Here is a 26,280-nt window from a genome sequence, read left to right as displayed (position 1 = left end):
CCCCTAGGTTAGCTTGACCATTAACTTTAGGCTTTGGTTGGAATATTTTCCAGTAAAGCGATCATTTGTTGCCAGAAGAGCGCTACGGTATCAATTTTCACTTTTTCATCGGGAGAGTGAGGGAATTTGATGGTTGGGCCAAAAGAGAGCATATCCATATTGGGATAAGGTTTTTTGAATAACCCGCATTCAAGCCCAGCATGAATAACCATGATATTGGGTTTATGCCCATAGAGGTCTTGGTACATATCACGGAAAATGTGCATGATTTCTGAATCCGCATCAGGTTTCCAACCAGGGTAAGCTCCCGAGAAGGTGATGTTTGCTTCAGCCAGTTGCGCAATTGATGAAAGCATACTTTGTACTTGGCTCCGGCCTGAGTCAATCAGTGAGCGAATGAGGCAGAGAACGTTAACTTGCTTTTCTTCTGTTGTGATTACGCCAACATTCAGGGAAGTTTCTACCACGCCTTCAATGTCATCACTCATGCGAATAACCCCGTTAGGACACGCGTTAAGCGCTGCTATAACACGTTGCTGGCACGGTAAAGTAAAAACTTGATGAGCGGTTTCAATCGCCTGATTTAACGTAATGATGGTTGTTTCAACTTGACCTAATTCTGAGGTTAATAACTCGCGATATTGTGTGAAGGTTTCATCGAGTTGATTAACTTTTTCGGCGGGAACGGCAACAGTGACAAATGCTTCACGAGGAATGGCATTACGCAGGCTGCCCCCACGAAACTCGATCAAACGAAGATCTAACGCATGTCCATGCTCAGCAATAAAGCGAGCCAATAGTTTATTGGCATTACCCCGGCCAGTATGAATATCACAACCAGAGTGACCACCTTTTAGTCCTTTCAGTGTCAGTTGGCGAGTCACAAATCCAGTCGGTTGTTCTTCACGTTGAATATCAAAACTAAAGGCCGCATCGACACCACCGGCACAGCCCATATAGACTTCACCTTCTTGTTCTGAATCGGTATTTAGAAGAATGTCTCCCTCTAACCAACCCGCTTGTAGGCCAAAAGCTCCGGTCATTCCCGCTTCTTCATCAATGGTTAGTAACACTTCAAGTGGACCATGTTTGATATCATTCGAGGCCAGTACTGCCAAACAGGTTGCCATACCAATACCATTATCAGCACCGAGTGTGGTTCCTTTCGCAGTTACCCACTCACCGTCAATATAAGGTTGAATGGGATCTTGCGTAAAATCATGCTCTGTGTCTTCATTTTTCTGCGGCACCATATCAATATGAGCTTGGAGTACCACCCCTTTCTTATGTTCCATACCTGATGTTGCTGGTTTTTTAATAAACACGTTTCCTGTCGGATCTTGACGAACGTTAAAGCCTTGCTGGGTCGCCCAATCAATGATGAATTGCACAAGAGCTTGTTCATGTTTAGATGGATGAGGAATGGAACAAATCTTATCGAAAAATTGCCATACAGGGCTTGGTGATAATTTACTGATTTCAGAGTGGAATTCAGACACAAGTGACTCCTTTTATGTAAATTTCCCCGATTATTGTTAGGTTTTTTTTTCTATTTTAGATAGATAGGCTGTAATCGGGCTATGACATAGTAACCTGAAACAGCATACCACTATGTCTGTGGTGGGAGTAGCGCCTTTGGTGATCAATTCTGCTTTTGTTGTTTTCACTAACGTCATATCGAAGTCAGAGAAGTATAAGACAGCGGTACGTGTCTTATTGTTTATTCTGTAATTAAATTACCATTTGTGGCGTTTTTTTTGTCAATTTTTACTTTTATGTGATTTTTATCACTAAATCTATTGTAATAAAATTTCTTTGTGGTATATTTATAACCAACTTCGCGAGTGAAGACAAAATGCTCAAAGGATGAGTCCGATTTATCGCCTCCAAGGAACTGAGAAATCAATAAACAATGTTTGATTTTAATGGTGATAGTTATGAATAAAGGTTTATCGTCTGTAATGTTCTGGAATAATAACGCTGTGTTTACTAGTAACTTTACATACCCTTCAAGCTTTGGTTACTAAATTTAAGCTTGTATCTTGAACAGTTTTGTTCACCCCTATATTGGAATTTATTGTTAATCGTATTTGATTCGTATAATTCACCGCCACCTATCATTAGGTGGCGTTTTTTTATCCTAAAAATGCGTGCATTCTTACTTATTGCATTTAATTCCGTATGGAATTTATTGGTTGATAACTTTATAATCGGCGACCAATCGATTACGCAACCGTTTACGTTACCATTATTAGGACTCAAACATGCTGGAAAGACTATTTAAACTCAGTGAACATGGTACAAGTGTGCGCACTGAGATCATTGCCGGGATCACCACCTTCCTGACAATGGCGTACATTATTTTTGTCAACCCGGCGATTCTATCTGATGCCGGGATGGATCGCGGCGCTGTCTTTGTCGCGACATGTTTAGCTGCCGCAATTGGCTGCTTTATCATGGGATTTGTCGCGAATTATCCTATCGCCCAAGCGCCAGGAATGGGGTTAAATGCCTTCTTCACCTACGTGGTGGTATTGGGAATGGGTTATACCTGGCAGGTCGCATTAGCGGCAGTATTTTGTTCTGGGATACTATTTGTATTATTGAGCTTATTTAAGATCCGCGAGTGGATCATTAATTCAATTCCGATGTCATTACGAACCGGGATTTCTGCTGGTATTGGCCTGTTTTTAGCGTTTATTGCGTTAAAAAATGCCGGTATTGTGGTGGATAACCAAGCCACACTGGTCTCTATGGGGGCGATTACCGCCTTGCCAGCCGTGTTGGGTGCGCTCGGTTTCTTTTTCACGATTGCTTTAGTGCATCGAGGTGTTCAAGGAGCCGTAATGATCGCTATTTTGGCGGTAACAGCTCTTGGACTTCTATTTGGTGATGTGACTTGGGGAGGGGTTATGTCTACTCCACCAAGCCTTGCACCGACTTTTATGCAATTAGATTTTTCTGCTATTTTTGAAGTTAGTATGATCTCGATCGTATTTGCTTTCTTATTTGTTGATCTGTTTGATACTGCTGGAACCTTAGTTGGTGTGGCAAGTAAGGCTGGCTTTATTGGCAAAGATGGTAAAATTCCTCGTTTAAATCGTGCTTTATTAGCAGACTCAACGGCGACCTCGGTTGGCGCTTTGCTTGGTACATCAAATACCACTTCTTTTGTGGAAAGTGTTTCTGGTGTGGCTGCTGGTGGACGAACAGGATTGACCGCTGTTGTGGTTGGCATTTTATTTCTGCTTGCATTATTCTTCTCGCCATTAGCGGGCATGATCCCAGCTTATGCAACGGCAGGAGCTCTGTTTTATGTTGCCATCCTAATGCTTTCTGGCCTAGTCAGTATTGATTGGCGTGATCTAACGGAAGCGGCACCAACGGTGGTGACTTGTTTATTAATGCCGCTGACGTTCTCTATCGCAGAAGGCATTGCGCTTGGCTTTATTTCTTATGCGTTGATCAAACTGCTTAGTGGTAAAGGCCGTCACGTGTCACTCAGTGTCTGGATCATGGCAGCTATCTTTATTATTAAGTTTATCCTTGAGGCATAAACATACCCAATTTCCAAACAATTAGGTTTAATTACAATGAGTAAAAAATTCGTTATCACTTGGGACAATATGCAGAAATTTTGTCGTGAACTTGCCCAGCGTCAAATGCCTGCAGAACAATGGAAAGGTATCCTAGGTGTCAGCCGAGGTGGTCTGGTTCCGGCTGCTATTTTGGCCCGTGAATTAGGGATTCGTTATGTCGATACCGTATGCATCTCAAGTTACGATCATGATCACCAACGCGACATGAGTATTTTAAAAGCTCCAGAACATGATGGCGAAGGTTTTTTAATTGTTGATGATTTAGTTGATAGTGGTGATACAGCGCGCCAGATTCGTCAAATGTATCCTAAAGCGAAATTCGTTACGGTTTGTGCTAAACCAGCAGGAAAAGAGTTAGTTGATGAATACATTGTTGACATTGAACAAGATACATGGATTGAACAACCTTGGGATATGGCTTTATCCTATATTGAACCGGTCAACCGCAAACAAAAATAATCACGCATCTTGTTTATGATAACTTTTGATCAATAATCACTGAAATGGCCCTGCAAAGGGCCATTTTTTTGATTAGTATAACTGCATCTATGCTTTATATAACGAGATGTCTTATGTCTGATTCAAGCAGTAACAATCTTTCTGAAACGTTATTTCAAAAACACAAGCAAGCCAAAGAAACTTCCGCATTAACTCAGTATATGCCCAGTAGCCTTGAGTTTATCGAACAAAAGATGGAACAAGATACATTCTTCTGGTATCGCAACTTGCGCCGCTTACAGTGGGCATGGTTAGGCATTGATCCGATAGATCAAGAAGAAGTGTTAGCGCGTATTGCTTCATCACAACATTCGAGAACCTATGATAAATGGCTCGATACCGTGATAGGGTATCACAGTGGAAATTGGACTTATGAATGGACTCGGCTTGGAGCAAACTACCATAAGCAAAGTGAATCTTTAACCGGGGATCAAGCAGCAGAGCGGATGTTCAGTGCCTCCTTGTGTTATAGCATTGCGGGCTACCCGCATTTAAAAAAAGATAACCTGGCGATACAAGCGCGTGTTTTAGCCAATCAAGCTTATCAACAAGCGGCTGAGCTGACCAAATACACGATTAAACCGCTGGAGTTTGACTATCAAGGTAAAAAAATTATCGGTCATTTACATTTATCGCATACGAATGAACCACAGCCGGTGGTGATGGTAAGCGCTGGATTAGATAGTTTACAAACAGATATGTGGCGGTTGTTCAGGGATTATTTAGCTAAACGTAATATCGCGATGTTAACGATAGATATGCCGTCAGTGGGGCATAGTCATCATTGGCCTTTAACCCAAGATTCCTCTTGCTTACATCAAGCGGTGCTTAATCAGTTAGCACCATTGCCTTGGGTGGATCATCGCCGAGTTGGACTCGTTGGATTTCGATTTGGTGGCAATGCTATGGTTCGGCTCTCTTTTCTTGAATCTTCGAAGATAAAAGCCTGTGTTTCGATTGGGGCACCTGTTCACGATATTTTTGTTTCTCAAGAAAAAATGAAAATGATGTCGAAAATGTACTTAGATGTTTTGGCGTCTCGTTTGGGGAAAAACACGGTTGATATTCCAAGCTTATCGGCTCAATTAATGGCTTGGTCATTGAAAGTTCAAGGGGTACTGGCGACAAGGCGTACACCGGTACCGATTTTAGCCCTTTCTATGGAGGGAGATCCCGTATCACCAGCAAGTGATAACCATTTGATTGCTACCTTCAGTCAAGGAGGAAAAGCAAAACTGGTAAAAGATGAAAGTATTTCACGAGGATATGAGCAATCCCTCGATTTAGCAATAAAATGGCTCGAAGAACAACTCTGTGGATGACTTTTCAATTTAATTAGTGAAAAGTGAATGCTGTGCGCTTTTTAAGCGCATGATTATTATAATGAATAGGCATTCTAAACATGGAGAGATAAAATGTCAGAAGTGGCAAAAAAACCAACCCACCACCGTTTGTTGTCAGTATTGAAAGCGATTGGTCCTTATCTGCGCGAAGGCCAATGCCAAGAAGGGAAATACCTCTTTGATTGCTTGGCCGTTTGTATTAACGATAAAAAATCGCCTGAAAAACGTGAATTTTGGGGCTGGTGGATGGAGCTGACTAAAACCGATACCGGATTTGAAGCTAATTATCGAATAGGGCGATATAATGTTGCTGGACACTGGGATGCTTCCTCTCCCCCAGAGCAAGCAATGTTCGAAGTCGTAAGAACTCAACAAGCATTTCATCAAAAACTCGCGCAAACGTTACAAGAACGGTTCTTATTTACTCTCTCTTTACATCAACAGTCGGATGAATTTGTCTAGATTGAGGGTAAGATAGAGAAACCGTCAAAAAAAGAGGTGTTTCACCTCTTTTTCCTCTTGTACAACCCGCGCTTGATTGCTAAAACATCACCTCTTATATGTTTTCCATTGCAGAATAAATCATGACAACGAATCAACAATGCCAAATCACACCCCAAACGGTTGTGGTCAAGTTAGGAACCAGTGTATTAACTGGCGGAACTTTGGCACTTGACCGAGCCCATATGGTTGAACTTGTTCGCCAATGCGCTGAACTTAAAAAACAGGGCCACAAAGTGGTGATTGTTTCATCTGGCGCGATTGCCGCTGGGCGAGAGCATCTCGGTTATCCCGCCTTGCCGCACGCTATTTCCAGTAAGCAGCTTTTAGCGGCGGTCGGTCAAAGTCAGTTGATTCAGGCATGGGAATCCCTGTTTGCTTTGTATGGAATTAAAATAGGGCAAATGTTACTTACCCGAGCTGATTTAGACGATCGAGAGCGCTTTCTTAATGCTCGTGACACTATCAATGCATTGGTTGATAACGATATTGTTCCTATCGTCAATGAAAATGATGCAGTAGCAACGAATGAAATTAAAGTTGGTGACAACGACAACCTCTCAGCTCTGGTTGGCATTTTATGCGGTGCTGATAAATTGTTACTGTTGACCGATCAAAAAGGCTTATTTACTGCCGATCCGCGCAAAGACCCCAACGCTGAATTGATTAAAGAAGTGAAAACCATTGATGACACTTTGCGAAAAATTGCTGGCGGAAGTGGTACAACATTGGGTACTGGCGGTATGGCGACTAAACTACAAGCGGCCGATATCGCTCGTCGTGCCGGAATTGAAGTGATTATTGCTGCCGGTCGTGCTCAAAATGTCATTTTTGATTCACTGAGTGATCACCCACAAGGTACACGGTTTTTGGCATTAGAAGAGGCTCTGGAGAATCGCAAACGTTGGATATTAGCTGGCCCTGCAGCATCAGGCGACATTATTATTGATTTGGGTGCGGCGAATGCTTTGCTTGAAAAAGGCAGTAGTTTATTAGCGAAAGGGGTGGTTCGAGTGGCAGGGAAATTTGCTCGTGGTGAAGTGATTCGCGTCAAAGATCAGCATCAACATTTAATTGCCCGAGGAATCAGCGCTTATTCAAGTGGTGATTTAGCAAAAATTGCCGGTAAACACAGCAAAATGATCATCGATATTCTCGGATACGATTATGGTGCTGAAGTGATCCATCGTGACAATATGGTTGTCATTCAAGAATAGGGAGAAACAGCGTGGATTTAATCCAAATGGGCCAAGCGGCAAAAGCGGCCTCTTTCCAACTTGCCACCGCATCAACCGCACAGAAAAACCGAGCATTAGCTATGATTGCTGATGAACTCGAAGCCAATGCGGCCGTTATTTTAGCGGCGAATGCAAAAGACATTGCATCAGGTAAACAAGCGGGACTGAGTGATGCTCTGCTCGATCGTCTGCTCCTGAATGAAGCACGTTTAGATGCTATCGCCACTGATGTACGTAATGTGATCAGCTTGCCAGATCCAGTCGGCGGTGAAATCGACGGTAAAGTGTTAGCAAACGGTATGTCTCTCGCCAAACGTCGTGTTCCGCTTGGCGTTGTTGGGGTGATATATGAAGCTCGACCTAATGTGACGATTGATATTGCCGCTTTATGTTTAAAAACGGGTAATGCGGCCATTTTACGTGGCGGCAAAGAGACTTTTTTTTCCAATATGGAATTGGTTAAAGTGATCCAGTCGGCATTAGTCAAAGCTCAATTACCCATCGCAGCGATTCAGTATATTGAAAACCCCGCTCGTGAGTCGGTTGCCCAATTACTCAAACTGGATGAGTATGTGGATATGATTATTCCACGAGGTGGGGCTGGATTGCATAAAATGTGCAAAGAAAACAGTACAATTCCAGTCATCATTGGCGGGTTTGGCATCAGCCATATTTTTGTTGATGCAAGTGCTGATCTCGATAAATCGGTTGATGTGATTGAAAATGCCAAAACACAGCGTCCTTCTGCCTGTAACTCATTGGACACCTTGTTAGTTCATGAGGCGATTGCGCAACCGCTACTTAAAAAATTGCTTGTCAAACTCAATCATAAAGTTGCTTTTGTCGCGGACAATCAGGCCAAAACCTTGATGAGTGAAGCGCGTGACATTCGTACTGCAGAGGCGGGTGATTTTGATACTGAATGGCTCAGTTATACCTTAGGGGTAAAAGTGGTCAAAGATGTGCATGAAGCGATTGAACACATGCGTACACATAATGCAAGCCACTCCGATGCGATTATGACCAATGATCTTTTTAATGCCGAAGTATTCATTAATTCTGCTGGCTCAGCGGCAGTTTATGTTAATGCGTCAACCCGTTTTACTGATGGTGCTCAATTTGGCTTAGGCGCGGAAGTGGCGGTATCCACTCAAAAATTGCATGCACGAGGGCCAATGGGATTAGAAGAACTGACTAGCTATAAATGGGTTGGTAAAGCTAATTACTTATCTCGTCAGTAAAGTTAGCCTTGATGATAAGGCTAAGTTGGTCACACTTAACAAATTTGCGTTAACAGGTTGAGAAAAGGGGCAAGCAAGCCCCTTTTACTTTTGTTCATATTCGCATTTAGGTACACTGAGCGTCTAGTTATGGAGGTAATATGCATTGTCCTTTTTGTTCTGAAAATGAGACGAAAGTCATCGACTCTCGCTTGGTCGCTGATGGGCATCAAGTACGCCGTCGCCGGCAATGTTTAGCTTGCAGTGAGCGCTTTACTACCTTTGAGACGGCCGAACTTGTGATGCCAAAAGTGATAAAGTCGAATGGTAATCGAGAGCCATTTGACGAAGAAAAAATGGTCGGTGGTATGCAGCGAGCACTAGAAAAACGCCCAGTGAGTGCCGATGCGATAGAGCTAGCGATCAGCAATATAAAATCTAAACTGCGTGCGACCGGTGAGCGTGAAGTTCCTAGCCAACTGATTGGTAATTTGGTGATGGATCAACTCAAAGAGTTAGACAAAGTTGCTTATATCCGTTTTGCCTCAGTCTATCGTAGCTTTGAAGATATCCGAGAGTTTGGTGAAGAGATAGCCAAACTAGAAAATTGAATTTGAGTCCCAGAATGCCCAACTTTACTGCTTTTGATTATCAAATGATGGCCTATGCACTGAAACTTGCAGAGCGAGGTCGATTTACGACTGCACCAAATCCCAATGTGGGTTGTGTGATAACACGCGGTGATAAGGTCGTAGGAGAAGGGTTTCATTATCGAGCTGGGCAACCTCATGCCGAAGTTCATGCACTGCGAATGGCTGGGGATCAAGCTCAAGGAGCAACGGCCTATGTTACATTAGAACCCTGTTCTCATTACGGAAGAACACCACCTTGCGCGAAAGGCTTAATCAACGCTGGTGTTAGCAAAGTCATTTGTGCGATGCAAGATCCAAATCCGCAAGTTTCTGGTCGTGGGATTGCTATGTTGAGAGCGGCTAACATTGAGGTGGTGGTTGGGCTACTTGAGCGTGAGGCGAAAGCGCTTAACTTCGCTTTTATTAAGCGAATGCAAACCGGCATGCCTTTTGTTCAGCTCAAACTAGCTGCTAGTCTTGATGGGCAAACGGCACTTGCTAATGGTTGTAGCCAATGGATCACCTCGTCACAAGCTCGTCAAGATGTGCAAGTTTACCGTGCACAGGCGGGGGCTATTTTATCGACTAGCCAAACAGTATTAAGTGACAGTGCTTCGCTGGCGGTACGTTGGTCTGAGTTACCAAGTGAGTTGCGGACATCATATCCTGAATGTGATCTTCGGCAACCAACACGAGTCATTTTAGATCGCCAGCATCAGCTTCACTCTGCTTTGCGTCTTTATCAAGTCGAATCACCTGTTTTACGTGTCGCCCAACAGCAAGCGGAGGTGTGTGTGGAGTTGGATCAACAAGGTCGATTAGATCTTCGCCAAACCTTGGCAACGTTAGCACTGCAAGAAAATATCAATCATCTTTGGGTTGAAGCTGGAGCCACTTTAGCGAATACATTATTAGCCGAGCGATTAGTCGACGAACTGATTGTTTATTTGGCTCCCAAGATTATGGGCAGTGATGGTCGAGGCCTGTTTGGTACATTAGGCTTAACTGAAATGGAACAGGTACCAGAGTTGGAGATCAAAGATTGTCGAATGATTGGGCCCGATCTCCGTTTAACCGCAACCTTAAAACAATAAGATTCGAAATTATGTTTACTGGAATTATTGAAGCGGTTGGGACATTAACCGCGATAACTCAACAAGGTGAAGATGTCTCTATCACCGTCGATACTGGTAAGCTGGCGATGAGTGATGTCAGATTAGGCGATAGTATTGCCACCAACGGAGTCTGTTTGACGGTTGTTGAGATGACATCGCACAGCTATCGTGCTGATCTTTCATTAGAAACGCTTAATAAATCGGCTTTTGCCCATTATCAAGTTGGTGCAAAGGTTAACTTAGAAAAAGCCATGCTGCCAACCACCCGATTGGGCGGGCATATCGTGTCAGGTCATGTGGATGGGGTTGGTGAAATACTAGAGCAACACCGAGTGGGACGAGCACTAGAGTTTTGGGTTAGTTTACCTTCGGCGCTGGATAAATATGTTGCAGAAAAAGGCTCAATAACGGTCGATGGTATTAGTTTAACCGTTAATGCATTGCGCCAAGGGGCATTCAAATTGACCATTGTGCCACATACCTCACAAGAAACTACCATCGATACATTCAAGCCCGGCCATAAAGTAAATTTAGAAATTGATGTACTGGCGCGTTATTTAGAGCGATTACTCCGAGGTGATGGTCATGAAGCCGCCCCTCAATCTCGTTTAACGATGGAATTCTTACAACAAAACGGTTTTGCTTAGTGTCTATCTTGATCAAGGCATTAATATCGGCGATAGCGAGTTTATAGGAAAAGAACGATGGCAATTAGTACACCTCAAGACATCATTGAAGATATCCGTTTAGGTAAAATGGTCATCTTGATGGATGATGAAGACCGAGAGAATGAAGGCGACCTGATTATGGCCGCTGAGCATATTACCCCCGAAGCGATCAACTTTATGGCAACGCATGGACGTGGATTGATCTGTTTAACCATGACGAAAACACGTTGTCAGCACCTTGGTCTTGCCCCAATGGTACAAGACAATAATGCCCAGTATACGACAAACTTTACCGTTTCTATTGAAGCGGCTGAAGGTGTCACTACTGGCATTTCTGCCGCGGATCGTGCGCGCACTGTGCAAGCTGCAGTCGCCCCCAATGCAAAGGCTGCGGACTTGGTTCAACCTGGACATATCTTTCCACTCGCGGCGCAAGATGGTGGAGTGTTAACCCGTGCGGGGCACACAGAAGCCGGGTGTGATTTAGCCCGCCTAGCCGGTTTAGAGCCAGCTTCTGTGATTGTCGAAATCTTAAATGAAGATGGCACTATGGCTCGTCGTCCTGACCTGGAAATTTTTTCGAAAAAACATGGTATTAAATTAGGGACGATCGCTGATCTGATTGAATATCGAAATCATACTGAAACTACCATTGAACGGGTGGCACAATGCCAATTGCCGACTGAATTTGGTGAATTTGAACTTGTGACTTATCGTGACGTGATCGATAACCAAATTCATTTTGCCTTGAAAAAAGAAGCCGTATCCACTCAAGCGCCTTTGGTGAGAGTTCATCTACAAGATACCTTTACCGACTTATTGCGCAGTGATCGTAGTGCTGAACGTAGCTGGAGTTTAGACCAAGCTATGCAACGTATCGGCCAACAAGGTGGGGTACTGGTTATCCTTGGTAATGAAGAGTCGACAGATTTGTTGTTACATCGGATAAAAATCTTTGAGCAGCAAGATAAAGGTGAAGCCCCTACTTTAGCCAAAAAACAAGGCACTTCTCGTCGAGTCGGTGTTGGTTCACAAATTTTAGCCGATTTGGGGATCACCGACATGCGCTTACTCTCATCGCCTAATAAGAAATACCATGCTTTGGGCGGTTTTGGCCTAAACGTGGTTGAATACGTATGTGAATAAAGTCCTACTTTATCATTTTCTAGAGACCCTAGAGACGGATAAGGTATAAAATGCAGAATCATGCAGGTTTTGTGAGATTAACCTGTAAGTGAATTTCGTCGTGATGCGAGTGTGGGTAATTTCCATTAGATATCGCTCACAAATTTGTGCTAGAATCCGGCGATTCTCACTTGATGAATAGAGTTAAAGGAAAGCTTATGAAAGTGATTGAAGGTGGTTTCCCAGCACCCAATGCTAAAATTGCGATTGTGATTTCTCGTTTCAATAGTTTTATCAACGAAAGTCTATTGTCTGGAGCCATCGACACTTTGAAGCGTCATGGCCAAGTGAGCGACGATAATATTACCGTTGTTCGTTGTCCAGGAGCCGTTGAGCTTCCTCTTGTGGCACAGCGTGTCGCGAAAACGGGTAAATTTGATGCCATTGTATCGCTCGGCTCAGTTATTCGTGGCGGTACGCCGCACTTTGACTATGTTTGTAGTGAAATGAATAAAGGTCTGGCCCACGTTTCACTGGAGTTTAGTATTCCGGTGGCATTTGGTGTTTTGACTGTAGATACCATCGATCAAGCTATTGAACGCGCAGGAACCAAGGCTGGTAATAAAGGTGCTGAAGCCGCACTAAGCGCACTTGAGATGATTAACGTTCTTTCTGAAATTGATTCCTAATGGGGGCCAGTGTGAAACCAGCCGCACGTCGTAATGCACGCCAATTTGCACTACAAGCGATTTATTCATGGCAAATTACTAAAGAGAATGTGGCGACGATTGAAGAGCAGTTCTTGTCCAGTGGTAAGTATGATGAAGAAGAACATCACGCCGCAGAGCCTGCTCTGGCAGCGCCAGAAACAGATGTTACGTACTTCCGTGATCTTTTAACTGGTGTTGTTCTTAACCATACTGAACTGGATAGTAAATTACGTCCGTTTGTTTCTCGTCCAATGCAAGATCTTGATATGATGGAGCTTGCGTTGCTTCGCCTAGCAATGTATGAGATGACTCGACGTGAAGATGTGCCCTATAAAGTGGTGATAAACGAAGCGATTGAGCTTGCAAAAGTGTTTGCCGCAGAAGATAGCCACAAGTTTATTAATGGAGTGTTGGATAAAGCCGCTCCTCATGTGCGAAAAAAAGCCTAATGTTACTAGGGTCAACAGACCCTAATCAAGGTCAGCATCTGCTGGCCTTTTTTCTATAATATGACTACGGATAAATATCGAACTATTCCCCTTTTTCTGTACTCATAAATTCTGCTTGCAAGCGTAGGGATCGCTCCGATGTTTGGTGAATTTAACTTAATTGAAAAATACTTCTCTGCCCGTCAGCCTCAGCGTAAAGATGTACATTTAACCCTTGGTGATGATTGTGCTATTGTCGATATCCCTGATAATGTCCGAGTGGCAATCAGTACCGATACATTAGTGGCGGGAACTCATTTCTTAGCTGATGCTAATCCTGCTTGGGTTGCGCATAAAGCGCTAGCTTCTAATATTAGCGACTTAGCTGCAATGGGAGCCACTCCTGCTTGGGTCTCGATGGCGTTAACCTTACCAACGGTAGACGAAGCATGGCTTGCGCCTTTTTGTCGCGCTTTTTTTGATTTAGCCAACTACTATAATATCCAGTTGATTGGTGGTGATACCACCAAGGGGCCGCTTTCGATTACCCTGACGGTACATGGGTTTGTTCCTCAAGATAAAGCATTACTGCGTGATCAGGCAAAAGTGGGGGATTGGATTTATGTGACTGGCGAACTTGGTGATAGCAAAGCCGGATTAGAGGTTATTCTTGATCCGACGAAACGAGCGCGTCCCTTCGCTGCGGAATTACAGCAGCGTCATTATCTCTCTACTCCGCGAGTCTTGGTTGGCCAAGCCTTACTAAACCTTGCTTCTGCGGCGATTGATATCTCGGATGGTTTAATGGCAGATTTAAGGCATATTTTACATCGCTCTCAAGTGGGAGCGCGTATTGAGGTGGATGCCTTACCGCTTTCGAACGAATTAAAGCAGTTTACAGGGGATGATGTCCTTGCCCAGCAATATGCTTTAACGAGTGGTGAAGAGTACGAACTCTGTTTTACTGTTCCGGAAGAAAATAAAGGTTCGCTAGAGAGTGCATTGGCTCATACCGCGAGCAAGATAACCTGTATTGGCCAAATTCGCCCACAGGGTGTTGTCGAGCTTATTCGTCAAGGTGAGAAGCTTGATTGGTCTTTGACCGGATTTGATCATTTTAAGGAGTCAGTATGAGTCATCCAATTTCACGCCTTTCTATGCGTAATCCTTGGCATTTATTAGCAACCGGCTTTGGGAGTGGTTTATCCCCGATTATTCCCGGCACAATGGGAACACTAGCCGCTGTTCCTTTTTATTTACTATTGGCTCATCTCCCTATCTGGCTTTATTCACTATTGGTCTTATTTGCTTGCTTCATTGGCGTGAAAATATGCCAACTGACAGCAACGGACATGAAAGTTCATGATCATGGCTCTATTGTATGGGATGAATTTGTTGGATTTTGGATAACGATGTTTATCGTTCCTTTTCTTCAGTTACCGGTTTGGGATTGGCGTTGGTTAGTGAGTGGCTTTGTTCTGTTTCGTTTCTTTGATATGGTCAAACCGTGGCCGATTGGATGGTTGGATAAACGTATTGATGGCGGGCTAGGTATCATGTTAGATGATATTGTTGCGGGTGTTATATCGGCGTTTATGCTTGTGGTGATCGGTGCGTGGGCGGGGTGGTTAAACTAGCTAATCCGCGAAAACTTGCGCTAGAGTTATCGGTTTGGGAGAGGATATTCTTCCTCCCCATACACAACAATAAATAGGTTATCGTGATCTGGCTGATATCGGTTAAGGCGCGAGACTGGCTACATTTTCAATTAACCGCTCACGCAATGCCGTTGCTTCTGCTTCTGTTAACTTTCCCCCATTGGTACTGGTGAGAATAAATAAATCTTCGGCGCGTTCACCAATCGTAGTAATTTTGGCGGCATGAAGGTTAATATTGAGTTCAGAAAAGGTTGCCCCAACGGTGGCAAGTAATCCAGGGGTATCGAGTGCCACAAACTCCATTAAGGTGCGTTTCTTACTTTTAGTGGGGAGAAAATCAACTTGAGTCGGTACGTTAAAGTGTTGCAAATTACGAGGTATGCGGCGAGTTTTAATTTTTGTTGGGCGACCATCATGCAATACATGCACGAGATGCTTTACCAATGATTTATGTCGTAACTCTTCAATTGCTTGTCCGTTATGATCTAAGACCATAAAGGTATCGAGTACATATCCGTCTTTACTGGTCATGATTTGTGCGTCATGAACGTTTAGATTACGCCTGTCTAATTCTGCCACAACGGTCGCAAATAATGCGGGTTGGTCTTTGGTGTATACGAACACCTCCGTTCCTCCTCGAGTGGCTTTTTTACTAATTAAGACTAACGGTTGGTTTGCATCATGATGAGTGAGTAGGTGGCTACCGTGCCAAGCGATCTGCTTATGTGTGTGACGTAAGAAATAATCTGCTTTAAAACGTTGCCAGAGGAGTTCAATGCGACGGCTGGCGAATCCTTCCTTGCGCAGTAAAGCGGATGCCATTTGTTGGTTATGACGAATTCGCTCCCGGATATCGACCGGGTGCTCTAGTCCACGCCTTAGCGCTCTTTGAGTGGAATAGAACAATTCTGCCAGCAAGGTACGTTTCCAACTGTTCCAAAGCTCAGGGTTGGTGGCACAAATATCAGCAACCGTTAAGCAGACTAAATATTCGAGATGTTCTTCATCGCGCACTTTTTTGGCAAACTCAATAATAACATCAGGATCGTAAATATCACGTCTTTGGGCTGTGACTGACATTAACAGATGGTGTTGTACCAACCAGGCCACAAGTTTACCTTCGGGCTTAGAGAGCCCATGTTCAATGCAGAAGTCGTAAGCTTCAACTGCTCCGATTTCAGAGTGATCACCGCCGCGCCCTTTGGCTATGTCATGGAATATAGCCGCAATAATCAATAATTCTTTTTTTTGTATTTTCGGGTATATTTCACAACAAATAGGGTGTTTGGAGCGATTTTTTTCATCATTAAATAAGTTGATGTGTTTAAGTAATCGAACGCTGTGCTCATCGACGGTATAAGCATGAAATAGGTCAAATTGCATCTGCCCAACAATTTGACTCCATTGCGGAAGATAGGCCGCTAATACCCCCAATTTATGCATTTGACCGAATGCTTTGTGCAGGGCATTCGGATGGCGGGTTAGTGCCATAAACTTTTCTCGAGCGAGAGGGATGGTGTGTAGAAATTTATTTAATCGACGGCGAGCGGTACGTAATTGACGCATGGTCGAAGGGGCAACACCTTGAATGGTGGAATCGCTGGCAATATGTAAAAACATATCCAATATGGTTTCTGGCCGAGCCTGGAAAAGTGCCGGTTTACGGGCTTCAATTAATGCTCCTCGGCGTTGGAAATCATCATCAATGATTTCTGGTTTGCTCTCTTGACCATGATTTAAGATCGCTTGATCAAACAGTTTTAGTAGCATTTTGTTCAATTCTGCCACACGACGTAAAGTTCGGTAGAACTCTTTCATCATCATTTCTACTGGACGATTTCCTTCGCCAGTAAAACCGAGGTGTTCAGCCACTTGTGCTTGATGAGCGAAGGTTAATCGGTTGTCGTAGCGTTTAAGCTCAAGGTGTAGGGCAAAACGGATGCGCCATAAAAAGTCTTGGCATTCGACTAACTCTCGATATTCTGCATCAGTGAGAAAACCAAAGCGGCTCATTTCATACAGTGTTTTAGCACCAAAATGGCGGCGAGCAACCCAACTTAACGTATGGATATCTCTTAAACCTCCTGGGGTGGATTTTATGTCGGGCTCAAGATTATAGGTAGTATCATGATAGCGAGCATGGCGGGCACGTTGCTCTTGAATCTTTGCTTGGTAAAACGTTTCGCTTGGCCAAAAAGAATCAGAGTCGACAAGCGATTGGAGTTGTAAAAAGACGGTTTCGCTACCGCAAAGTAAGCGAGCTTCTTGTAGGTTCGTCGCAACGGTTAAATCTTCTCGGCCAATTTCAGCACATTCAGATAATGTCCGTACCGCATGGCCAACCTCCAAGCGTAAATCCCATAATAGCGTGATAAATTCACTGATCTTACGCCCTAGTTCATCGGCTAATTTATGCTCTGATACGATCAAAATATCAATGTCAGAGAGCGGGTGGAGTTCACCGCGTCCATATCCGCCAACAGCAGCGAGGGCAATTTCAGGATGATGATTAAAGCCAAATTGCTGCCACAGTCGATGCAGTAATAAATCCATATATTCTGCACGACCAAGCACAAGGTCTGTCACAGGGTGACGGGCTAAAAACTTTTGTCGCTGATAAAGAGAAAAGCAATCTAATTGTTGCTTTAATTCGTCGACATTGAGCTGTTCGTTAGTAAAACGAAGCGGAGATAAGTAAGAAGGCATAACAAGCGCTCCTTTATAGCATATTGATAGAGCTGACCGCTTTTGGCTATTAGGCGTTGTGAAAAATACGAGGGATGGTTTCTTCTTCACGTAAAGTTAAAATTTCACAGCCATCAGCGGTGACCAATAAGGTGTGCTCCCATTGCGCTGAATTTTTGTTGTCTGCGGTATAGACAGTCCAGTTGTCCTCATCATCAAGCCGGCAACCAAATTTACCCGCGTTGATCATCGGTTCAATGGTGAAAATCATTCCTTCACGCAAGACTGTGCGATCATTATTGCGGTAATGCACCACTTGTGGCTCTTCATGAAACTCAGCCCCAATACCATGCCCACAATAATCACGCACAATCGAAAATTTCAGGCGAGGATTATTTTTATTGTTGGTTTTGATGTGTTTTTCAATCGCGGTACCAATCTCACCTAACTGTATACCGGGTTTAACTTTTTTCAGGGATAGATACAAACACTCTTGTGCGACAAAACAGAGGCGTTTATCAGCCGGAGAAACCTCACCGACGAGGAACATTTTGGAGGTATCACCATGGTAACCATCTTTAATTACTGTGACATCGATATTCATAATGTCGCCCTCTTTAAGTACCGCCGGGCGCAGGATTTGTCCAAAATAAGTATCTTGTGAGGCTGGGATGCCATGGCAAACAATATGATTAATCGAGGTGCAAATGGACTTTGGAAAGCCATGATAATTAAGCGGTGCTGGAATTGCGCCTTGTACTTCAGTGATATACTGGTGACAAATTTTGTCTAGTTGTTCTGTCGTTATCCCCGGTTTTACATGGGGCTCGATCATTTCTAGAACCTCTGCTGCGAGTCGACCTGCGATTCGCATTTTTTCAATCTCTTCAGCATTTTTAATTTTTACAGACATCGGCTTTCTCTACTCATTTTTATGCACTCCCGTGCCAATCGCAATATTGTAACAGTGCAAAAAGGAAGCGCAAGAAGCGACTTAGATAAGAATGAGAATTATAGAGAATTGATATCCCCCGCCTACCTGCAACGCCAGGTTGTTTGGGTATCTTTTATTCTCGTCATCGTGTTGGCCTGTTGATGATAGCCAGTCGTCAAGTAATTATTACTAGCCACATTGCGGCTAAATATGGTATAAAGCGCGCCGGAATACTGGTCTATTTTCTTCATGTTTGACGAGTTAGATCGGCTCCATACACATTTAACTTTAAATCACACACATTCCGACACGTGTTCCGGGGTGCTTCCAGTGGTCACTGAGAAGTCGGATGCATGGGGGATGTGGAGGCCTAACCCCATAGAGGATTATATAATGGCAACTGTATCAATGCGCGATATGCTAAAAGCGGGTGTTCACTTTGGTCACCAGACTCGTTACTGGAACCCAAAAATGAAACCATTCATCTTTGGCGCTCGTAACAAAGTTCATATCATCAACCTAGAAAAAACCGTACCAATGTTCAATGAAGCACTTGCTGAAATGACTAAAATCGGTGAGAAAAAAGGGAAAGTTCTTTTCGTAGGTACTAAGCGCGCTGCATCTGAAGCTGTTAAAGAAGCTGCAATTGCAAGTAACCAATACTACGTAAACAACCGCTGGTTAGGCGGTATGCTAACTAACTGGAAAACAGTTCGTCAGTCAATCAAACGTTTAAAAGATCTTGAAGTTCAGTCAACAGACGGTACTTTTGAGAAACTGACTAAGAAAGAAGCTCTAATGCGTACCCGTGAAATGGAGAAATTAGAGAAATCTCTTGGTGGTATCAAAGATATGGGTGGTCTACCAGACGCTCTATTCGTTATCGATGCTGATCACGAGCACATCGCAGTTAAAGAAGCAAACAACCTAGGCATTCCAGTATTTGCTGTTGTTGATACTAACTCTAACCCAGATGGTGTTGATTACGTTATCCCAGGTAACGATGATGCAATCCGTGCTGTTCAACTATACTTGAACGCCGCTGCTGAATCAGTTAACGAAGGTCGCAACAAAGATCTAGCGGCTGTTGCTGAAAAAGACGGCTTTGTTGAAGCGGAATAATTTGCGGCTCTGAGTCACACTTAGTTCTATCTATTATAATAAATAGTATAGGTTAGGTGATCGTTAGCATTGGGGGCCGAATCGATAGGCCCCCAATTTTTACCATATCCAGAATCAACTGAGGAATAGAGAATGGCTGTTACTGCTGCTCTAGTTAAAGAACTGCGTGAACGTACTGGCGCAGGTATGATGGAATGTAAGAAAGCGCTTGTTGAAACCAATGGCGATATCGAATTAGCGATTGAAAACATGCGTAAAAGCGGCGCTGCGAAAGCGGCGAAAAAAGCAGGTAACATCGCTGCTGAAGGAACTATCATCATTAAACAAGGCGAGGGCATTGCTGCTCTTGTTGAAATCAACTGCCAAACTGACTTCGTTGCAAAAGATGGTAACTTCCTAGCGTTTGCTAATGAAGTTGCAGAAGCTGCTCTTGCGTCTAAAGTCGACGTAGAAGCACTACAAGCTCAATTCGAAGAGACTCGTATTGCACTCGTGGCTAAAATTGGTGAAAACATCACCATCCGTCGCGTTCAATATATCGAAGGCCAAGATTTGGCTTCATACAGCCACGGCTCTCGTATCGGTGTGGTTGTTGCAGGTGCTGCAGATGCAGAAACGTTGAAACACATTGCGATGCACGTAGCGGCTTCTCGTCCAGAGTATGTAAACCCTGAAGATGTTCCTGCTGACGTTGTTGCGAAAGAACGTGAAGTTCAAGTTGAAATCGCAATGAACGAAGGTAAACCAAAAGAAATCGCAGAGAAAATGGTTGAAGGCCGCATGAAGAAATTCACCGGCGAAGTTTCTCTAACCGGTCAAGCTTTCGTGATGGAACCCAAGAAAACCGTTGGTGAAATTCTGAAAGAAAAAGGTGCTTCAGTTTCTTCATTCGTTCGCCTAGAAGTAGGTGAAGGTATTGAAAAACAAGAAGGCCTAAGCTTTGCTGAAGAAGTAGCAATGGCTCAAAAAGGTTAATCGTTATTTGATTACACCATTAAGACCGTAGCCAAGGCTGCGGTCTTTTTACGAATGCGGTAATCTTAGTCGTGATGAATATATTTATACGGCAAGTCTATTCATGACGGTTAATTCACAACACTCTTTGGAAGGTAAAATCCATGACAACGAACCCTAAACCCGCGTATCAGCGTATTTTGTTAAAATTAAGCGGCGAAGCATTACAAGGCGATGAAGGTTTTGGTATCGACCCTGCTGTGCTTGATCGCATGGCACAGGAAGTGAAAGAACTCGTGGAATTGGGGGTTCAAGTTGGTGTCGTGATCGGTGGCGGCAATTTATTTCGAGGTGCAGGGCTTGCCGCTGCGGGAATGAATCGAGTTGTGGGTGACCACATGGGAATGTTGGCAACCGTGATGAACGGTTTAGCAATGCGTGACGCTCTGCACCGTGCGTATGTCAATGCTCGTGTGATGTCTGCTATTCCACTAAAAGGCGTGTGTGATGATTACAATTGGGCTGATGCGATTAGCCAATTGCGTCAAGGTCGAGTGGTTATTTTTTCGGCGGGTACCGGTAACCCTTTCTTTACGACAGATTCTGCTGCTTGTTTACGTGGTATTGAAATTGAAGCCGATGTGGTCTTAAAAGCGACAAAAGTAGACGGAGTCTACAGTGCTGACCCTGTAGCTAACCCTGATGCTCAACTGTATGATAAACTGGTTTACAGCGATGTACTGGACAAAGAACTTAAAGTGATGGATCTTGCAGCCTTTACTTTAGCACGCGATCACAAGATGCCAATCCGTGTCTTTAATATGAATAAACCAGGCGCGTTACGCCGTGTGGTCATGGGTGAAGCGGAAGGTACACTAATCAGTGCCGCAGTATAATCACGCTCAAGATGAAATAAGAATTAAGGTGATATTGTGATTAATGAGATCAAAAAAGACGCTCAAGAGCGTATGGAAAAAAGTGTTGAAGCGCTAAAGAATAACCTTTCTAAAATTCGTACTGGCCGCGCTCATCCAAGTTTACTTTCTGGCTTGTCAGTTGAATACTATGGTGCAGCAACACCACTCAACCAAATTGCTAATGTCGTGGCAGAAGATGCCCGTACGCTAGCGATTACGGTATTTGATAAAGAACTGACCCCTAAAGTCGAAAAAGCGATTTTAATGTCTGATCTTGGCCTTAACCCAATGTCTGCTGGGACGGTAATTCGTGTACCACTGCCACCACTCACAGAAGAGCGTCGCCGTGATCTAGTTAAGATTGTGCGAGGAGAAGCTGAAGGTGGACGTGTTGCCGTACGTAATATTCGTCGTGATGCAAACAACGATCTTAAAGCTCTTTTGAAAGATAAAGAAATTTCAGAAGATGAAGAACGTAAAGCTCAAGATGAGATCCAAAAGCTAACGGATGTCGCCGTCAAGAAAATTGATGAAGTATTAGCGTCCAAAGAAAAAGAGCTAATGGAAGTTTAATTTCATAACAACATGTAAAAAAACGCTGTGCTCGCAGTGCAGCGTTTTTTTATGCTACCCTTCATCATCTTTTTGTCATCATTACGTTTCTATGCAAAATTCGCCACTCTCTTCAGATGTTCTTCCCAAGCATATCGCAATCATTATGGACGGCAATGGTCGTTGGGCGAAAGCGCAAGGTAAACCTAGGGTTTTTGGTCATAAAAATGGGGTTTCAGCAGTACGTAAAACGATCACAACCGCCGCGAAATTAGGGATAAAAGCTGTCACTTTATTTGCTTTTAGCAGTGAAAATTGGCGGCGTCCTGAAGAGGAAGTCGGTGTATTGATGGAGCTCTTTATTAGCGTTCTATCTACCGAGGTCAAAAAATTACACAAGAATAATCTACGCCTTCGCATAATTGGGGACAAAAGTCGCTTCAGCCAGCGGTTACAAAGTAAAATAGCCCAAGCAGAAGCTTTGACTCAAAACAATACTGGGATGGTAATTAATATTGCGGCGAATTATGGTGGCAAATGGGACATTACCCAGGCGGTGCGTGAGATTGCAACCAAAGTCAGCTGCGGTGATCTTTCGGTAGATGAAATTGACGAAGGCGTTGTTGCTAACCATCTTACAATGGCCGACCTTCCTGAGGTCGATCTGCTGATCCGTACCAGTGGTGAATGTCGGATCAGTAATTTTATGCTTTGGCAGTTAGCCTACGCAGAAATGTACTTTACCCCGGTTTTTTGGCCAGAGTTTGGTGAAGAGAGTTTAATTGAAGCCATGACTTGGTTTGTGAATCGGGAGCGACGGTTTGGTTGTACCGGTGAGCAAATTAAGGCATTGATGACATCATAAAATAGGACGTCTAAGTTTGAAGCAGAGAATTATTACAGCGCTCTTACTTGCCCCCTTGGTTATTGCTGGGATTTTTTTTCTCCCGCTAAGCGGATTTATTTTGGCTCTAGCCTTGGTCACCTTTTTGGGGTTTTGGGAATGGACTCAGTTTGTTTCTTCCTCGTCTCGCTATTTAGCGTTAATCCCGAGCGTTGTTGCAGGGGGAGTGAGCTATTTTTTCCTTGCACCTCAACTGGCTTTATCGAGTGAGTTATCGTCGATTCAGAGTGCTATGCTCATGACTGGTTCGGTTTGGTGGGTTTTTTCTAGTGTGCTCGCGGTTACCTATCCTAAATCTCGTGGTTGCTGGGAGTCATCCAATACCGTCCGTCACCTGTTTGGTTTACTCACTTTATTGCCTTTTTTCTGGAGTGTGATTTTTTTACGCGCTGAACATTTTACTGTTGATAGTTACCATGGTGCGAAATTAGTTCTATTTGTTTGCTTGATTGTCTGGGCGGCCGATAGTGGTGCTTATTTCGCCGGTAAGAGCTTTGGCAAGCATAAAATGGCACCAGCGGTTAGCCCAAACAAGACGATTGAAGGGTTAATGGGGGGCGTTGTCGCTGCGATGATGGTTGGGTGGTTTTTTGCTGATGTTTTTTCAATTCAATTTACCTCCTCTTTTATTATGATGCTGACCATTTTGATCACGGTGGTAATTTCTGTTTTGGGAGACCTAGTTGAAAGCATGTTCAAACGAGTCTCAGGGATCAAAGATAGCAGTAATCTTATTCCCGGACATGGGGGGATTTTAGACCGAATTGATAGTCTGACGGCCGCTTTCCCTGTGTTCGCGCTTCTCTATTTCTTATTCTAATGTCGAGCGATGCGATATTGCTCGACTGAAACCATGGCATTTTTTGGATATGTGTAAATTAACGATTCTGGGAGCGACGGGGTCTATTGGATCCAGTACGCTTAAAGTTGTTGCTGAGAATCCTGACCGGTTTACCATTGTGGCGTTAGCCGCTGGGCGAAATGTAACCAAAATGCGTGAGCTTTGCCAAACATGGCGACCTAAATATGCCGTGATGGCCGATGCTACCGCTGCTCAGTTGTTGACAGAACAACTAACTGCTTTACATTTGACAACCGAAGTGTTGTATGGCGAAGAAGCGATGTGCTACGTCGCTGCTCATGAAGAAGTCGATACCGTGATGGCAGCCATTGTGGGTGCTGCCGGGCTTATCCCAACCATGTCCGCCGTTAAGGCAGGCAAGCGAATATTATTAGCAAATAAAGAAGCGTTAGTGATGTCTGGTCAGCTATTTATTGATGCTGTTGACACGTATGGTGCGACGCTGTTGCCCGTTGATAGTGAGCATAATGCGATTTTCCAATGTTTGCCTGTTGATGCTCAAGCCAAATTGGGACGGTGTGATCTTTCTGCCAATGGCATTTCTCATATTCTGCTTACCGGTTCCGGTGGCCCTTTTCGCTATAGTGATGTTGCTTCATTGCATGATGTGACTCCTGAGCAGGCGATTGCTCATCCTAATTGGTCTATGGGGCCTAAAATTTCTGTTGATTCGGCAACCATGATGAATAAAGGGTTAGAATACATCGAGGCTAAATGGCTTTTTAATGCCTCGCGTGATCAGTTGAATGTTCTGATCCATCCTCAGTCTGTAATTCATTCAATGGTTCAGTACCAAGACGGTTCTGTGATCGCACAACTTGGTGAGCCAGATATGGCCACGCCAATAGCCCAGGCTTTGGCCTATCCTCAACGTATTACAGCCGGTGTTCGACCACTTGATTTTACGCGTTTGAGTGAGTTGACTTTTATGGCGGTCGATTATCAACGCTACCCGTGCTTACAATTGGCTATTGATGCGTGTTACTTGGGGCAACATGCAACAACATCATTAAATGCAGCCAATGAAGTTGCTGTCGATGCTTTTTTGCGAGGTCAAATTCGTTTTACTGATATCGCAACTATCAATGATAAGGTATTGTCTAAAGTTTGTGGGACTCACAGCCCGTTACATTCTTATAATTTGGAAAGCCTACTTGAGCTAGATACAATAGCTCGCAGTTTTGCTAATCAAACCTTAAAAGAGCGCATGTTATGAGTGGCATTTTGTGGAACTTTATCGCCTTTGTAGTCGCCCTAGGAATCTTAGTGGCGGTACATGAGTATGGTCATTTTTGGGTCGCGAGAAAGTGTGGGGTTAAAGTTGAAAAGTTTTCGATTGGCTTTGGACGAGCGATCTGGAAACGAATGGGGAAAGATGGCACTGAATACAGTCTTTCGATCATCCCCTTAGGCGGTTATGTCAAAATGCTCGACAGTCGAGTGGCCGATGTGCCCGTTGAAATGCAACCATTTGCTTTTGATAAAAAATCACTGTGGCAGCGCTCTGCAATTGTCAGTGCGGGGCCTATCTTCAACTTTCTTTTTGCTTTGGTGGCATATTGGTTGGTGTTTTTAATCGGAGTGCCAGCCGTTAAGCCTGTGATTGGAGAGGTGACCCCTTATTCTATTGCGGCGCAGGCTGGTGTTGAACCCGGTATGGAAATCAAAGCTGTCTCTGGCAGCAAGACGCTTGATTGGGAATCGGTCAATATGGGCCTTATCCGTCACATTGGTAACGATCAATTAACATTGACGGTTTCTTCACCTGATCGCATCGGAATTGATGAAATCAAAACTTTTGACCTACGTTCATGGAACTTTGATCCTGAAACCGAGTCTGCTATGGGAGCGTTAGGATTTAAACCGTTTATGCCTGCGGTTTCGACCGTATTAGCGAGCATTTCATCGGGTAGTGCAGGAGAACGAGCGGGGTTACAGGTGGGTGATGTACTGACGAGGATTAATGGTCAACCCATTGCCAATTGGCAGCAAGCTGTGGCCGATATCCAAGCCAGCCCCGATAAAGCGTTAACCTTGGCAGTCGAACGCGATCAAAATATGATTCTTTTATCGCTGACGCCAGACAGCCGAACATTAAAAAGTGGCGAGGTAATTGGTTTTGCGGGTATCGCACCTCAAGTCGAAGCGTGGCCAGAAGGGTATCGTTTTGAATTACAATTTGGTGTTTTGGAGTCGATCGATAGAGCTTTTGACAAAACGGGACAAGTGATTGAATTAACACTAAGCCTATTGAAAAAGTTACTTGTCGGTGATGTGGGTTTAAATAACCTTAGTGGGCCGATTTCAATTGCAAAAGGGGCTGGTACGACCGCTGATTACGGGTTGGTTTACTTTTTAGGTTTCTTAGCCTTAATTAGTATTAACCTTGGAATCATCAACTTAGTGCCACTCCCTATGCTTGACGGTGGCCATTTGCTCTTCTTTGCGATTGAAGCTGTAATAAGACGGCCTGTACCGGAAAAAGTACAAGAAATAGGCTACCGACTCGGAGGCGTGATCATTTTTTCCCTAATGGCGTTGGCAATATTTAACGATTTTACTCGCCTGTGATAGATAAGCATTAGGCAATGGTTTGTAGTAAGGAAGAACTAAAA

Annotated in this window: 25 protein-coding genes; 22 read left to right on the top strand and 3 right to left on the bottom strand. The window is 43.9% G+C overall.

Features of this window, described 5'->3' with window-relative positions; translation table 11 throughout:
* Window positions 1-26: 26 nt before the first annotated feature.
* Window positions 27-1,499, bottom strand: coding sequence for a beta-Ala-His dipeptidase (locus tag CAG57_RS15770; RefSeq protein ID WP_161427349.1), 1,473 nt, complete (start codon window positions 1,497-1,499; stop codon window positions 27-29).
* 765 nt (window positions 1,500-2,264) lie between these two features.
* On the opposite strand from CAG57_RS15770, the gene CAG57_RS15765 reads away from it, so the two are divergent.
* The 14 genes from CAG57_RS15765 (at window position 2,265) to pgpA (ending at window position 14,714) form a co-directional block, all read left to right on the top strand.
* On the top strand, window positions 2,265-3,557 hold the full coding sequence (locus tag CAG57_RS15765; protein ID WP_099611637.1) for an NCS2 family permease: 1,293 nt from the start codon (window positions 2,265-2,267) through the stop codon (window positions 3,555-3,557).
* Window positions 3,558-3,593: 36 nt separating this feature from the next.
* Window positions 3,594-4,058, top strand: coding sequence for a xanthine phosphoribosyltransferase (gene gpt / locus CAG57_RS15760; protein WP_099611636.1), 465 nt, complete (start codon window positions 3,594-3,596; stop codon window positions 4,056-4,058).
* Window positions 4,059-4,171: 113 nt separating this feature from the next.
* Window positions 4,172-5,419, top strand: a complete 1,248-nt coding sequence (frsA, locus tag CAG57_RS15755) for an esterase FrsA (protein WP_099611635.1) — start codon at window positions 4,172-4,174, stop codon at window positions 5,417-5,419.
* 93 nt (window positions 5,420-5,512) lie between these two features.
* Window positions 5,513-5,902: a sigma factor-binding protein Crl gene (gene crl, locus CAG57_RS15750; RefSeq protein WP_099611634.1), complete on the top strand. Its 390-nt coding sequence runs from the start codon at window positions 5,513-5,515 to the stop codon at window positions 5,900-5,902.
* Window positions 5,903-6,024: 122 nt separating this feature from the next.
* Window positions 6,025-7,158: a glutamate 5-kinase gene (gene proB / locus CAG57_RS15745; RefSeq protein WP_099611633.1), complete on the top strand. Its 1,134-nt coding sequence runs from the start codon at window positions 6,025-6,027 to the stop codon at window positions 7,156-7,158.
* An 11-nt stretch (window positions 7,159-7,169) separates the two neighbouring features.
* Window positions 7,170-8,420 (top strand): glutamate-5-semialdehyde dehydrogenase, encoded by a 1,251-nt coding sequence (locus CAG57_RS15740; RefSeq protein WP_161427076.1) that lies wholly within the window; start codon window positions 7,170-7,172, stop codon window positions 8,418-8,420.
* A gap of 140 nt (window positions 8,421-8,560) precedes the next feature.
* The gene (gene nrdR / locus CAG57_RS15735; RefSeq protein ID WP_099611631.1) at window positions 8,561-9,010 is read left to right on the top strand and encodes a transcriptional regulator NrdR; all 450 of its coding nucleotides are present in this window, start codon (window positions 8,561-8,563) and stop codon (window positions 9,008-9,010) included.
* 14 nt (window positions 9,011-9,024) lie between these two features.
* On the top strand, window positions 9,025-10,125 hold the full coding sequence (gene ribD, locus CAG57_RS15730; RefSeq protein ID WP_161427075.1) for a bifunctional diaminohydroxyphosphoribosylaminopyrimidine deaminase/5-amino-6-(5-phosphoribosylamino)uracil reductase RibD: 1,101 nt from the start codon (window positions 9,025-9,027) through the stop codon (window positions 10,123-10,125).
* 11 nt (window positions 10,126-10,136) lie between these two features.
* Complete coding sequence (locus tag CAG57_RS15725; RefSeq protein ID WP_161427074.1) at window positions 10,137-10,793, top strand: riboflavin synthase; 657 nt, start codon at window positions 10,137-10,139, stop codon at window positions 10,791-10,793.
* 57 nt (window positions 10,794-10,850) lie between these two features.
* Complete coding sequence (ribBA, locus tag CAG57_RS15720) at window positions 10,851-11,960, top strand: bifunctional 3,4-dihydroxy-2-butanone-4-phosphate synthase/GTP cyclohydrolase II (protein ID WP_161427073.1); 1,110 nt, start codon at window positions 10,851-10,853, stop codon at window positions 11,958-11,960.
* 197 nt (window positions 11,961-12,157) lie between these two features.
* Window positions 12,158-12,628, top strand: a complete 471-nt coding sequence (ribH, locus tag CAG57_RS15715; protein WP_099611627.1) for a 6,7-dimethyl-8-ribityllumazine synthase — start codon at window positions 12,158-12,160, stop codon at window positions 12,626-12,628.
* Window positions 12,628-13,098, top strand: coding sequence for a transcription antitermination factor NusB (gene nusB / locus CAG57_RS15710; protein WP_099611626.1), 471 nt, complete (start codon window positions 12,628-12,630; stop codon window positions 13,096-13,098). The genes ribH and nusB overlap by 1 nt, the downstream gene beginning before the upstream one ends.
* Before the next feature lie 138 nt (window positions 13,099-13,236).
* Complete coding sequence (gene thiL / locus CAG57_RS15705; RefSeq protein ID WP_161427072.1) at window positions 13,237-14,211, top strand: thiamine-phosphate kinase; 975 nt, start codon at window positions 13,237-13,239, stop codon at window positions 14,209-14,211.
* Window positions 14,208-14,714: a phosphatidylglycerophosphatase A gene (pgpA, locus tag CAG57_RS15700; RefSeq protein ID WP_099611624.1), complete on the top strand. Its 507-nt coding sequence runs from the start codon at window positions 14,208-14,210 to the stop codon at window positions 14,712-14,714. Before thiL ends, pgpA begins: the two co-directional genes overlap by 4 nt.
* A gap of 102 nt (window positions 14,715-14,816) precedes the next feature.
* Here the strand turns inward: pgpA and glnD are convergent, their stop codons facing one another.
* Together glnD and map are read right to left on the bottom strand one after the other, a co-directional pair.
* The gene (gene glnD / locus CAG57_RS15695; RefSeq protein WP_161427071.1) at window positions 14,817-17,441 is read right to left on the bottom strand and encodes a bifunctional uridylyltransferase/uridylyl-removing protein GlnD; all 2,625 of its coding nucleotides are present in this window, start codon (window positions 17,439-17,441) and stop codon (window positions 14,817-14,819) included.
* Window positions 17,442-17,490: 49 nt separating this feature from the next.
* Complete coding sequence (map, locus tag CAG57_RS15690; protein ID WP_161427070.1) at window positions 17,491-18,333, bottom strand: type I methionyl aminopeptidase; 843 nt, start codon at window positions 18,331-18,333, stop codon at window positions 17,491-17,493.
* 414 nt (window positions 18,334-18,747) lie between these two features.
* On the opposite strand from map, the gene rpsB reads away from it, so the two are divergent.
* The 8 genes from rpsB to rseP all read left to right on the top strand — a co-directional run bounded on the left by rpsB (window position 18,748) and on the right by rseP (window position 26,236).
* Window positions 18,748-19,476 (top strand): 30S ribosomal protein S2, encoded by a 729-nt coding sequence (rpsB, locus tag CAG57_RS15685; RefSeq protein ID WP_161427069.1) that lies wholly within the window; start codon window positions 18,748-18,750, stop codon window positions 19,474-19,476.
* A gap of 132 nt (window positions 19,477-19,608) precedes the next feature.
* Complete coding sequence (tsf, locus tag CAG57_RS15680; protein WP_099611620.1) at window positions 19,609-20,451, top strand: translation elongation factor Ts; 843 nt, start codon at window positions 19,609-19,611, stop codon at window positions 20,449-20,451.
* A 143-nt stretch (window positions 20,452-20,594) separates the two neighbouring features.
* Window positions 20,595-21,326: a UMP kinase gene (pyrH, locus tag CAG57_RS15675; RefSeq protein WP_099611619.1), complete on the top strand. Its 732-nt coding sequence runs from the start codon at window positions 20,595-20,597 to the stop codon at window positions 21,324-21,326.
* Between the two features lie 36 nt (window positions 21,327-21,362).
* A complete protein-coding gene (gene frr, locus CAG57_RS15670; RefSeq protein WP_099611618.1) occupies window positions 21,363-21,920 on the top strand; it encodes a ribosome recycling factor in 558 nt (185 codons plus the stop codon).
* Window positions 21,921-22,011: 91 nt separating this feature from the next.
* Window positions 22,012-22,764, top strand: a complete 753-nt coding sequence (gene uppS, locus CAG57_RS15665; RefSeq protein WP_099611617.1) for a polyprenyl diphosphate synthase — start codon at window positions 22,012-22,014, stop codon at window positions 22,762-22,764.
* Window positions 22,765-22,780: 16 nt separating this feature from the next.
* Window positions 22,781-23,623 (top strand): phosphatidate cytidylyltransferase, encoded by an 843-nt coding sequence (locus CAG57_RS15660; protein WP_099611616.1) that lies wholly within the window; start codon window positions 22,781-22,783, stop codon window positions 23,621-23,623.
* Between the two features lie 49 nt (window positions 23,624-23,672).
* Window positions 23,673-24,881: a 1-deoxy-D-xylulose-5-phosphate reductoisomerase gene (ispC, locus tag CAG57_RS15655; protein ID WP_099611615.1), complete on the top strand. Its 1,209-nt coding sequence runs from the start codon at window positions 23,673-23,675 to the stop codon at window positions 24,879-24,881.
* The gene (rseP, locus tag CAG57_RS15650) at window positions 24,878-26,236 is read left to right on the top strand and encodes a sigma E protease regulator RseP (RefSeq protein WP_161427068.1); all 1,359 of its coding nucleotides are present in this window, start codon (window positions 24,878-24,880) and stop codon (window positions 26,234-26,236) included. The genes ispC and rseP overlap by 4 nt, the downstream gene beginning before the upstream one ends.
* The last annotated feature ends 44 nt before the right edge of the window (window positions 26,237-26,280 follow it).

This window comes from Vibrio sp. V30_P3S12P165, assembly GCF_009904905.1.
GTDB classification, from domain to species: Bacteria; Pseudomonadota; Gammaproteobacteria; order Enterobacterales; family Vibrionaceae; genus Vibrio; species Vibrio fujianensis.
Note: the sequence above shows the minus strand (reverse complement) of the source record. Positions and strands in the feature narration are given on the sequence as shown.